Raw genomic sequence first — 11705 nt, forward strand, 5'->3', positions numbered from 1 at the left:
CTTATCCATATCTCCAGGTTATGAGCTAACAGATTGGAGCATTTCTAAAGGTTCTAGAGGTTTTAGGAACTTTCTTGTATTTAAAAACCATTTAAACTTTTCCAGTCCCGCAGGGACTGCGAGAAAAGTAAAAGAGAAACCTGCCTAATCACAAGTTCTAAACCTTATTGACTCTCTTACAGAACTGGAAACTATGCGACCAGTTGTTTATCATTTCCTTATGAAGATGAAATGCAGAACTTTACTAGCGGTTATAACCTTACTGCTAAACAGCAATATTTCCTTTTCCACCAACTTTTTACTATTGAGTGAGATCAGAGAAGGTCAAAAAGGAGTAGGTATCACCAGATGGAATGATGACAAAATCAAGGAATTTGAAATTGAAATTGTAAGTATCTTAAAGAGCACTCCTAAGTCGGGAGTGATAATTGCCAGAATAAATGATGAAGAGATAAGAAACACGGGTGTTGTTGCTGGAATGAGTGGAAGTCCGGTTTATGTTAACAACAAGATAATTGGAGCTATTTCCTTCACTTGGACATTCCTCAAAGAACCAATGGTAGGCATAACCCCACTAGAAGAAATGATTCCTCTTGAAAAGTATGCAATGAATGAAATCTTTCTACCCAGCAGTATCAAATACACTACCCCCATACTTGCAAGTGGTATTTCCAAGACCACAAAGGAAATACTTGAGTCCAAGCTGAGCAAGTGGAATGTTCTACTTGTAGAGTCATTCTCCTCGTTTACTACCAAAGAGAAGGATAGAAACTCCTCAATCTTTAGACCTGGTGATGGAATAGGTATAAACTTAGTCAGCGGAGATATTGAACTTACTGTTATCGGAACAGTAACCTACATTGAGAGCAATAAAGTTTTCGGCCTAGGACACCCTGCATTTCTTATTGGCAAAACCTCAATACCCATATCCACAGTGGAGACAGTAGCAATTGTCCCAAGACAGAATTTATCTTTTAAAATAGCCGTGCCCAGAGAGATTGTAGGAAGCCTAGAGTTTGACGGAGGGAGCGGAGTATTCTGCGTATTAGGCAAAAAAGCTCCATTAGTCAAAGCAACAGTAAACGTTGACAGAAAAAACCTCTACACTTACTATCTCGCTAAAGACAACAATCTCCTTCCCATCCTTCTATCCGCTGTCGTAAACGAATCTATCCTGAGAACCAAGGCACTTGGAGGAGAAGGAAATGTTGAACTTAAATGCTCACTCTCCTTCAAATTTGAAGGCTTGGACAAAGAGTTCGCTTTAGATTTCAAGGACATAGTGCCCGTCTATCAGTTAGGCCAGGGTTATGCTATCTCACTATCCGATGTAAACTCAATACTTGAATTTCTAATGTATAACCCTCTCTTTAAAGTTGACATAAACAGAATACACATTGATGTTGAAACGAAACCCCTAGATGTAGGATTTATTGCATTTGTGATACCCTCCAAAGTCACTGTCTCCCCTGGAGAAGAATTAAAGATCAGTGTAGGCATAAAAAAGCTTAGGGGAGATATAATACTTAGAGAATTCAAAGTAAAGATACCAACATGGGTAGCAAGCGGAACTAAAATCACAATAGGAGCAGTGAACAAAGCATTGAGAAGCATACAGAAAATAAACTCCTATCCTGAGGCAATAACCTTTGATACCTACGAGAAACTCTATAACTTTATCTCCGAAGATCTCAGAGTTGAGAAACTTGTGCTCTACCTAGAAATACCATCTGCTAGCTATGCAAGCGGAGGCTACGTTTACGAACTCCTCCCCAACTACCTCTCAACAGCCTTCGCTCTCACACCCAGGTCTAAGAATCTCATCCCCTTCATAGTAGAAGAGGAAATAACAGAAGAATTTCCAATAGGCGGAATATCATCAACCTCAGTATTCGTGAAATAATGAAATATTAACTCCATTCCAGTTCTGTCCTTACTCTAGGGTAGATAGAGAGTAAGGTATCCCATTGGTTAAAGAAAAAATCTTCACAACCTTAGGATTAGTCGGATCTGAGAGCTCAAAAACCTTTATAGCATAACCATACCTTAAAGCGTAAAGATAGTTATCAATTATGGAAAACCTAGCTAAAGATCCCCCCATAGAAGCACCACCATTAACAGAACCTACAGCATCAGAAACTCCTACCATAGCATCACAGCATCCCCAGTGAACAACATCATCAAAGTAGTCGTAGTTAAAAGTAACAACATTAGATAGCACCTTAACCAAAGTAGGATAGGTCCCTTCTCAATAAAAGCTCAGTGTGGAGTGAAGCTTTATAACTGACTATATACCTAACAACTAAGAAGAATAGACAACCAGAAAGTTCAGGAAAGCTTGTTTGTTTACCTAATAGAAATTAGGCTTTATTACTTAGTAAAAATAATTTGAAAAGAAAGCACCCTTTTATTTATCTTTATACCAAAGTTTGAAGGAGCACTATGGAGCATAGGATAGAAATAGGAGTGATAGGAGGTAGTGGCCTTTACGCATTTTCATCAGCTAAGGTAATTGATGAAGTAGAAATTGACACTCCATTTGGAAAACCCTCAGATAAAATAACCATTGTTGATGTTGAAGGTAGGAAAGTTGCTTTCTTACCAAGGCATGGCAGAGGACACATTTATCCTCCTACTAAAATACCAATGAAGGCAAATATATGGGCACTGAAGTTCTTGGGAGTTAGAAAGCTTATAGGGGTAAGCGCTGTTGGTAGCTTACGAGAAGAACTAAAACCAATGGAGTTTGTAATACCATCACAACTGATTGACTTTACAAGGTGGAGAGAACTTACCTTCTTTTCCACTGGACTTGTTGGTCATGTTTCAATGGCAGATCCTTTCTGCAACGAACTTTCAAGACAGATAAAGGAAATAGCTAGTAAACATCTTCCTGAGATTGTAATACACACAGGAAAAACCTACATAACCATAGAAGGTCCTCAGTTCTCAAGCAGAGCAGAGAGCAATTTGTTTAGACAATGGGGGGCAGACGTAATAGGTATGACTGCCTCAGGTGAAGCAAAACTCGCAAGAGAAGCTGAAATGTGCTACTCACTGATATCAATGGTCACAGACTACGATTGCTGGTATGAAGGACATGAAGACGTAAATGCGGAAATGGTTATGGAGTATATGAGAAAGAACACTGACAACATCCTCAAACTCCTACCAGTTATAATAAAGAATATCAATATTTCTAAATGCTCTTGTGAGGAATCCGCTAAGTTCGCAATCGTAACTTCAAAAGACAGGATACCACAAGAGATCAAAAGAGCTTTAGCTATTTTCTACGAAAAATATTGGAGCTAGGGATTATGACGAGATTACTTATCTTAGGTGCACCAGGAGCTGGCAAAGGCACACAAAGTAAGTTAATCAGTGAAAAACTAGGTATACCCCACATCTCAACTGGTGACATATTAAGAAGTGAGATATCCTCCGGAACTCCCCTAGGAAACAAAGTCAAGGAATACGTTGAGAGTGGGAAACTAGTACCAGACGAAATAATAGCAGATGTCCTACTAGAAGAAATAAAAAAAGAGAAATACAAAAATGGATACATACTGGATGGCTTCCCAAGAAATCTAAACCAAGTGAAAATAATGGAAGAAAAAGGAATAGAAATTGATAAAGTCATCTTTATTGACACTTCCGAGGATGAGATCCTAAGAAGAGTAACCGGAAGAAGAGTATGCCTAAACTGCGGAAGCGTATACAACATCTACTACAATCCCCCAAAGGAAGAAAACAAATGCAACAAGTGCGGTAGCGAACTTTCACAGAGAAAGGACGATAGCGAGGAAGTTGTAAAATCTAGGCTTGAAACATTTAACAAAGATACACTGCCGGTCGTGAAATATTACGAAAGTAAAAAGATTCTGCTTATAGTTAACGGAAATAAAAGCTTTGACGATATAAAAAATGAAATACTTTCTGTACTTGGGGTGTAGAGGTGTATGGCTAAAGACGATGTTTTGAAGTTTGAAGGAGTAGTTGTAAAGCAACTGCCTAACTCAATATTTAAGGTTAAGCTTGATAACGGAAAAGAAGTCATAGCCCACCCTTCGGGCAAAATAAGGCTTAACTCAATAAAGATAATTGAAGGAGATAGAGTGATAATAGAATTCTCACCATACGATTTGACAAAGGGCAGAATAGTCTACAGGTATAAATAACCAACTATGATTGATGAAGGAGAGATAGTATACCTCTATAACTCGGATAGAGCAAAGTACCCAATATCCTACAAAAAAGGCTATTACTTTCAGTGTCACTTAGGTAAAATTGTCTTACCCGAGAAATTAAACTGGGGGGATGTCTTAGAAACAAACAAAGGACACAAGTTTTTTGTCCTGAAACCATCCATAGAGGACCTAGTTCTCAATGTCAAAAGAAAAACAAACATAATGTATCCTAAAGATATTGGATACATTTTAATGAACTCAACGATAAAGGATGGAAGCAAAGTTTTGGAAGTAGGCACTGGTTCAGGAGCTATGACATCCGTATTAGCTATAATAGTTGGACCTAATGGCAAAGTTTTTTCGTTTGACAAAAACGAAGAACACCTTGAAAACGCTAGGAAAAACATTGAAAGATACGGACTACAAGATAGAGTTGTCCTGCAACTAAGAGACGTTGCTTCCGAAGGATTTGGAGTTGAAAACGCAGATTGCGTAATAGTTGACCTACCAGAACCGTGGAACATCATACCACACGCAAAAAAATCCTTAAAGCCAGGATCATCAATATCAATAGTAGTTCCTACCGTAGAACAGGTGCAAGCAACATTTAAATCACTAAAAGAACACAATTTCACCAGAATAAAGTGTGTAGAAATACTAGAAAGGGAAATCTACCTAAGAGAAGGCATAACACGCCCTAGGGAGAGAATGGTCTCACATACAGTGTATATCATACTTGCATACAATACCATAATTTAGAACAAAAGGATCACATCTCAACTTGTCCAAGAGTATCTTGCACTTGAGCTTCCTCAAAAGCCTTTTTCCTAGCCCTACAAGACGGACATTCCATACAAGGCTTTACAACATTACCAAGATACCTAGGAGAATAACAACTCCAGGTAAGCTCAAAAGGCACTCCCAACCTTTTAGCAAGCAAAACAATATCCCTCTTTGCAAGACTAACAAAAGGAGTATGAACAACCACTCTCTTCCTATCAAAAGCAAACTTGGAGCCAGTATTAAGAACTACCTCAAGAGCAGATGCCCATTCCGGACGAGTATCAGGATAGTTAGGAGAATCACTAGCATGAACGCCAAAAACTATGTTGGTAATATCCTTCATCTCACACACAATTCCCGCTATAACCCCCAAGAGTGTATTCCTCATCGGAACATAAGTAGAAATTACCCCACTACTAGGATAATCATCCTCAATGATACCAAAGTTTCCGACTAAAGAAGAGGAAGAAAACAAAAACTTCAGCCCAGTTATGTCTATCTCTATCCTCTCAAAATCAAACTCATCACACAGCTTTCTTGAAAGAAAGACCTCAACATCATGCTTCTGTCCGTATACTACATTAAGAGCAAAAACCTTACTAAACCTATCTCTAGCCCAAAACAACGCAGTAGTACTGTCTAAACCCCCAGAATGTAAAACCACCGCTCTGTCATCCATACTCCAATTTTAAATAACCACCAAAATCTCTCTCTAACTGCCAAATATATAAGCTTCCTTCTCCCCCCAAACCTCTTAACCACAACCCTACCAGTAGCCCGGCTACCCTACCCCCTAAGACCTGCTTCAGATGTAGAAAAAATATACACCTATCTTAAATAATGATAGGGAAATATGGCTAAAGAGACGATTCTTGTCATAGACGATGAGGAGAAGATAAGGGAAGGGTTAAAAACAATATTTGAGCTAGAGGGTTATAATGTAATAACTTCAAGCGATGGCGAGGATGGGATAAGGAAGATAAACACTGAAAAAGTTGACCTAGTAATCCTTGACTTAAAGATGCCTAATATCACTGGTTACGAATTCCTAAAAATTGTTTCAAAAACAGATCCATTTTTACCAATCATAATCCTTACAGCTTATGGATCGGTAGAAGAGGCGGTAAATTTGACAAAACAAGGAGCTTTTGACTACTTTATAAAGCCACCTGATGTTGATAAACTTCTAATTTCCGTAGGCAAAGCTCTTGACATAAGGAAAAGCCTTTTAGAGAAAAACAAAGAGAAGGCAACATTACCAAAAAACGCACTTGATGCAATAATAGGGGAGAGTGAAGAAATAAAGCAAATAAAGGACTTAGTTAGGCGAGTAGCAGGGACTGACGCAACTGTTCTTATAACAGGTGAATCTGGAACAGGAAAGGAACTGATAGCAAACGCTATCCACGCACTAAGTCCTAGAAGAGATGGACCTTTTGTGAAAGTAAATTGCGGGAGTATCCCCGAGACTTTGCTTGAAGCTGAACTTTTCGGACATGAAAAAGGTGCATTTACCGGAGCAATAACCCGCAGAAAAGGAAGATTTGAACTTGCTAACGGTGGAACAATATTTCTTGATGAAATAGGAGAGGTATCTCCCAAACTGCAAGTCGCTCTACTCAGGGTGCTTCAGGAAAAGGAATTTCAGAGAGTTGGTGGAGAAGAAGACATAAAGGTTGATGTAAGAGTCATAGTAGCAACGAACAAGAATCTTGAAGAAGAGGTGAGAAAGAATAACTTTAGAGAAGACTTATACTACAGAATAAATATCATAACCATACACATACCGCCACTTAGACAAAGAAAAACTGACATACCTATACTTGCAACCCACTTCCTGAAGATGTACTCAGAAACCTATAAGAAAAGCGTAAGAACACTATCAAAGGATCTACTTGACATTCTCATCTCCTACTCTTGGCCCGGCAACGTAAGAGAATTGCAAAATTTCATTGAAAGTGCGGTAATAATGTGTAACAAAGACGAACTTACCCCCGAGTGTATACCAACACACTACAAAGCTAAACTTCTATCTCCAAAGATAGTTAGTATACCGGAATACCCACAGAAACAAACTCTCCTCAATCCAAAGAAACCAATAATTGTAGTAGAGGTTGGGAAAACACTTGAAGAGATTGAAAGAAATGTAATAGAAGAAACTCTGAAATTCACAAACTACAATAAATCAAAAACTGCAAGAATTTTAGGAATAACTAGAAAAACACTACTAATGAAAATAGAGAAATTTGGCCTAAATAGAAGGGATAATAGCCTTTAGGATACCAGCAACCTCTTTGCAAGTTTTAAATTCAATTCTTGAATTTTTCTCAACGAAGTCACGTGCCTCCTCCGTAAGTGGCGCAGATGATATTATTAAAACCTTATCACAATTATTTTCTATAGACTTTTGGTTTATATCCACAACCGCTATCTTTCCTATCTCGTTTGTCCCCCACCTTCTTATGGCAACATAATACTTTTCCGGCTCCTTATGTCTAGTGCAAATGTAGTCTACTCCTTCAGACTCCACAAACACCTCTGTCAGAAGTTTTTGGTTTATATTAAACCCTAAAGCCTTGACAAGCTCATCACATATAGTCAAAAACGTTTGAGAATCAAGTCTTTCAACAAACATATTACAAACATCCTCTTCTTCTTCAACAGAAAGTCCCTGCCCAGCTGTCTTCAGGATCCCATCCACCTTGGAAACGTGTAGCTCTAGTTGACTCTGAACCTCCTTGATTATCTCTGGAACATTCAACCTCTCACCTTCCTTCTTCTTTGGATAGAAAGCCTCTCTTATCTCCTCTACTCTCAACGAGGAGTTCAACCAAGAATTTACATAGTTTTCAATCTCCCTTATTGGTTTTAGATCATAGCTCTTCATCTCCTTCTTCAATCTTACACTCTCTATCGCACCATCTATGAAAGGAGATACCGAATTTATAACCGCTTCACTTATCTCATATTCTCTCAAAGTAGACAACATAGCCTTAGCATCCTCATACCTAGAAAAGTATAGATATGTCATGAATATACCAAACCCTATTTCCTTTATAACCCTTTCCAGATTCTTTGAAACTGCAAAAGTCAAAAACTGATCCCAATAGTTTATAGCTTCATTAAAACCCTTGAGATACAAGTTAGAGTAAATAATTATTTTGTAAACTATACACATCACAGCATCAGGTATCCCTTCCTCAGTTTTCAGAATAGAGACTAGATCTATAGCCCTTTTGTAACCACCAAGCTTAAGTAAAGTGAATGCCAAAATAACTCTCGTCTTAAAACTTTTAGAGTGAAGCGCCTTCTCCAATAGTTCAATAGCATCACCGTATTTTCCCAACTCAAGCTTTGTTAAAGCAAAGTCTGTAAGAAAATCAGCCTCCTTTGAATAAAATGGTAAAACTCTCTGACCAAAAGTCTCCGCTAGTCTAAAATTTTCCTCACTAAACAAAATTCTAAATAAGTAATAGTTCACATCCTTATCAGCGGGAAGAAAATAAGAAGCATAATAAAGATAGTAAAAAGCTTCTCTAATTTTTTTCTCTTCAAGGAAAAGCAACCCAACATTCTTAAGAACATCTCCTTTAGTTGTTACAGGAGGAAATACATCCTTCTCCAAAAGCTTGAGATAATACCCTATCGCCTCAAGATTATTCTTAAGTAGCCTATTAACCTCTCCTAATTCATATATAACTCTAATGTCATCACGGCTTTTCTGAAACATCTTCAACAGTCTCTTCAAAGCCTCCTCATACCTTCCCTTACTTTTTAACTCCTCAACTATTTTGTATTGATTTTTATACATTCCAGCAAACACCATATAAGCAACAACGGCTAAGATTAAAGCTATCTGCAATGCTATAAGTATCTCCATAGATTACTAATAATTTTCGTAATCCTAAACCAAAGACATTAACCTCTTAAGCCAAAAACTTAGAAAAAAACCCCTCTTCAACAAAAACACTATACACAGAAGAGTACGGGCAGGAAGGGGGAACCTGCCCGGGAAGGAGGTGTGGAAAATTCTTAATTCTCAATACAAATATACAAGATTTTTACAAAAAATCAAGTCCTGCAAGTTTGAATATCAAAGCCCCTGTTGAAATCTAGTAGCTAATGGGATTTATAATTACTCTTACTGTTATGAGGAAAGGAATAATACTTGCTGGAGGTAGCGGAACCAGGCTCTATCCCGTAACAAAAGCTGTCAGTAAACAGCTCTTACCGGTTTACGATAAACCAATGATATACTACCCTTTCTCAACTCTACTACTTGCAGGAATAAAAGATATACTTATAATCTCCAACCCTGAGTTTATAGATCTTTACAAAAGATTATTCGGTGACGGTAAATTCATTGGTGTAAATATTGAGTATAAAGTCCAAGAAAAGCCTAGAGGTATAGCTGAAGCTTTTATAATTGGCGAAGATTTCATAAGGGGAAGCAAGGTTTGCTTAATACTAGGAGATAACATATTTTTTGGACAAGGATTTACCGCTATGCTTGAGAGAGCAAACTCTACCGAAGGGGCATGCATATTCGGCTACTACGTCAAGGACCCGAGAAGCTACGGAGTTGTAGAGATTGACAAAGATGGAAAACCCATTTCCATTGAAGAAAAGCCACTTAAGCCAAAATCCAATTATGCCGTTACCGGACTCTACTTCTACGACGAAGAGGTTGTAAGCATTGCAAAGTCACTAAAGCCCTCTTCTAGGGGTGAACTGGAGATTACAGATGTTAACAGAATATACCTTGAGAAAAACAAACTAAATGTGATTCTTTTCGGCAGAGGTTTTGCATGGTTTGATGCAGGAACACACGATGGACTCCTTGAAGCATCAAATTTCATAGAAACCATCCAAAAAAGACAATTGCTCTATGTCGGGTGTATTGAAGAGATTGCTTTCAGAAAAGGGTTTATCACAAGAGAACAACTTCTAAAGCTAGGAAAAGAACTTGAAAAAACTGACTACGGGAAATACCTCATAGACATCGCAGAATTGGCGAAATAGCAACAGAGTAAAAACCTAAGAAGTTTGATATGAAGCGAAAGAAGTATGGAAACTGAAATTTATTGAAACATTCGCAGTTAACTTGAAATTTTCCGAAAATAACATATAGAATGTCTTTATGTCTTAATGGGGTTGTAGCTCAGCCTGGTCAGAGCGCTGGTCTGTCACACCAGAGGTCGCGGGTTCAAGTCCCGTCAACCCCGCTTCTTATTCTGCATCAAGACCTATGAAGTTCCTATATGAAGAAAGATTTCCTTTCTTCCAAAGACATAAACCTTCAAGAGATTGAAAGGCTCTTTTTGTTATCCTCCAAGTTAAAAAAAAACCGTTCTAGATTCAACTCAGCGCTATCGGGAAAAACAATCCTACTGATTTTTGACAAACCTTCTACGAGAACGAAAGTATCCTTTTTTGTCGGAATAAGTGAACTTGGTGGAGTTCCACTGTCTATCCAATCCTCTGAACTTCAGATAGGTAGAGGTGAAACTATTGAAGATACCGCTAAAGTTTTCTCAAGGTATGCCCACGGAATAGTAATAAGAACATTTGAACAGGAAAAGGTTGAAAAACTGGCAAAGAACTTTAAATATCCTGTTATAAATGCCTTGACAAATTACGAGCACCCATGCCAAGCCCTAGCCGATGTTTTCACAATATACGAGAAACTAAAAAAATTTGACATAAAACTTACGTATCTCGGAGATTTCAACAATGTAGCAAGGTCACTATTTCTTATGCTCTCAACTCTAAGAACAAGGGAACTCTGCTTTTCAGGTCCTGCTGAATTTTTTGACAAAAATCTTGAAGCTGAAATTAGTGTTTTATCAAAAGGTGCTACAAAGTTCTACGTTGAACTTGATCCAAAAAAAGCAGTGTATGGAGCAGACATAATTTACACGGACGTATGGGTAAGCATGGGATTTGAGGAGCAGGAGAAGGAAAGAGAAACCCTTATGAGCCCATATCAGGTTAACAAAGAACTTATGTCACACACTGGGAAAAAGACATTGTTTATGCACTGTCTACCCGCTAAAAGAGGCAAAGAAGTAACGGATGAAGTTATGGACTCCGATATATCAATAGTTTTCGACCAAGCAGAAAACAGACTACACACCCAGAAAGCCCTGCTAATAATGCTTTACGAAAAACTCAGAATCTAAAACCTCAGAAGATCTTCCCTAAAGTCAGAAAAATCATCCTTCAGCACTTTCTCACTCTCAGGCTTAGAGTCAAACTCAAAAGCTCGCTCACTTTCACTTGACCTAACATACTCTTTAAGGTGGACGTTACACTCCTCTACCGGCTCTGTGCCTACTATAAAGAATTCAGACCTAGTATTTGTACAAAGAGGTGAGGCAATTTTTCCCGATTCTTGGCATATTTCAACTGTTACTATACCTGACATTGAAGGAGATGGTATTGGAGGAGCAGTTATTTTTCTGTAGACTTCTCTCATATACTCGCCAAACACAGGAGCAGCAACTGTCCCACCTACTACTCCTCTACCCATTGAGACTGTTGATTTATCAAAACCAAACCATATCGCAGTAACCAACCCACTTCCAGTAAATCCTATAAACCACGCATCTCGCCAGTAAGACGTAGTACCAGTCTTACCAGCCGCATCTCCATAAAACCCTACACTCCTTACTAAGGCTCCAGTCCCTCTAATCACAACATCTCTCATCATTGATGTCACAATGAAAGCTGTTT

General features: G+C 38.3%; 12 protein-coding genes and 1 tRNA gene. 9 read left to right on the forward strand and 4 right to left on the reverse strand.

Annotated features, from left to right (window positions below):
- Positions 1–220: 220 nt before the first annotated feature.
- Positions 221–1903 carry a SpoIVB peptidase S55 domain-containing protein gene (locus tag ABDH28_02295; GenBank protein MEN2997854.1) on the forward strand — a complete coding sequence of 561 codons (1683 nt, stop codon included), beginning with the start codon at positions 221–223 and terminating at the stop codon, positions 1901–1903.
- A 30-nt stretch (positions 1904–1933) separates the two neighbouring features.
- Here ABDH28_02295 and ABDH28_02300 read toward each other — a convergent pair whose 3' ends face one another.
- Complete coding sequence (locus tag ABDH28_02300) at positions 1934–2230, reverse strand: hypothetical protein (GenBank protein MEN2997855.1); 297 nt, start codon at positions 2228–2230, stop codon at positions 1934–1936.
- A 212-nt stretch (positions 2231–2442) separates the two neighbouring features.
- Between ABDH28_02300 and mtnP the strand changes: the two genes are divergently transcribed.
- The 4 genes from mtnP to ABDH28_02320 are packed head-to-tail and all read left to right on the forward strand — an operon-like array spanning position 2443 to position 4946.
- Entirely contained in the window at positions 2443–3312 is an 870-nt protein-coding gene (gene mtnP / locus ABDH28_02305; protein ID MEN2997856.1) for an S-methyl-5'-thioadenosine phosphorylase, read from the forward strand.
- A gap of 5 nt (positions 3313–3317) precedes the next feature.
- Entirely contained in the window at positions 3318–3953 is a 636-nt protein-coding gene (locus tag ABDH28_02310; GenBank protein MEN2997857.1) for an adenylate kinase, read from the forward strand.
- 6 nt (positions 3954–3959) lie between these two features.
- Positions 3960–4178, forward strand: coding sequence for a translation initiation factor IF-1 (infA, locus tag ABDH28_02315; GenBank protein MEN2997858.1), 219 nt, complete (start codon positions 3960–3962; stop codon positions 4176–4178).
- 6 nt (positions 4179–4184) lie between these two features.
- Complete coding sequence (locus ABDH28_02320; protein ID MEN2997859.1) at positions 4185–4946, forward strand: tRNA (adenine-N1)-methyltransferase; 762 nt, start codon at positions 4185–4187, stop codon at positions 4944–4946.
- A gap of 10 nt (positions 4947–4956) precedes the next feature.
- Here ABDH28_02320 and queC read toward each other — a convergent pair whose 3' ends face one another.
- Positions 4957–5649 (reverse strand): 7-cyano-7-deazaguanine synthase QueC, encoded by a 693-nt coding sequence (gene queC, locus ABDH28_02325; protein ID MEN2997860.1) that lies wholly within the window; start codon positions 5647–5649, stop codon positions 4957–4959.
- A gap of 174 nt (positions 5650–5823) precedes the next feature.
- Between queC and ABDH28_02330 the strand changes: the two genes are divergently transcribed.
- Positions 5824–7248 (forward strand): sigma-54 dependent transcriptional regulator, encoded by a 1425-nt coding sequence (locus ABDH28_02330; GenBank protein MEN2997861.1) that lies wholly within the window; start codon positions 5824–5826, stop codon positions 7246–7248.
- On the opposite strand, the gene ABDH28_02335 is transcribed toward ABDH28_02330, so the two are convergent.
- Positions 7222–8850: a restriction endonuclease gene (locus ABDH28_02335; protein ID MEN2997862.1), complete on the reverse strand. Its 1629-nt coding sequence runs from the start codon at positions 8848–8850 to the stop codon at positions 7222–7224. The genes ABDH28_02330 and ABDH28_02335 overlap by 27 nt on opposite strands.
- Before the next feature lie 269 nt (positions 8851–9119).
- Between ABDH28_02335 and rfbA the strand changes: the two genes are divergently transcribed.
- From rfbA to argF, 3 genes are all read left to right on the forward strand, one after another.
- Complete coding sequence (rfbA, locus tag ABDH28_02340) at positions 9120–9992, forward strand: glucose-1-phosphate thymidylyltransferase RfbA (protein ID MEN2997863.1); 873 nt, start codon at positions 9120–9122, stop codon at positions 9990–9992.
- A 128-nt stretch (positions 9993–10120) separates the two neighbouring features.
- Positions 10121–10195 (forward strand) — tRNA-Asp (locus ABDH28_02345).
- 36 nt (positions 10196–10231) lie between these two features.
- Positions 10232–11152 (forward strand): ornithine carbamoyltransferase, encoded by a 921-nt coding sequence (gene argF, locus ABDH28_02350; protein ID MEN2997864.1) that lies wholly within the window; start codon positions 10232–10234, stop codon positions 11150–11152.
- Here argF and ABDH28_02355 read toward each other — a convergent pair.
- On the reverse strand, positions 11149–11705 hold a 557-nt coding region (locus ABDH28_02355), incomplete at its 5' end, for a carboxypeptidase (protein MEN2997865.1). The genes argF and ABDH28_02355 overlap by 4 nt on opposite strands.

The sequence above is a fragment of the Brevinematia bacterium genome, assembly GCA_039630355.1.
In the GTDB taxonomy this organism is placed as follows: domain Bacteria; phylum Spirochaetota; class Brevinematia; order DTOW01; family DTOW01; genus SKYB106.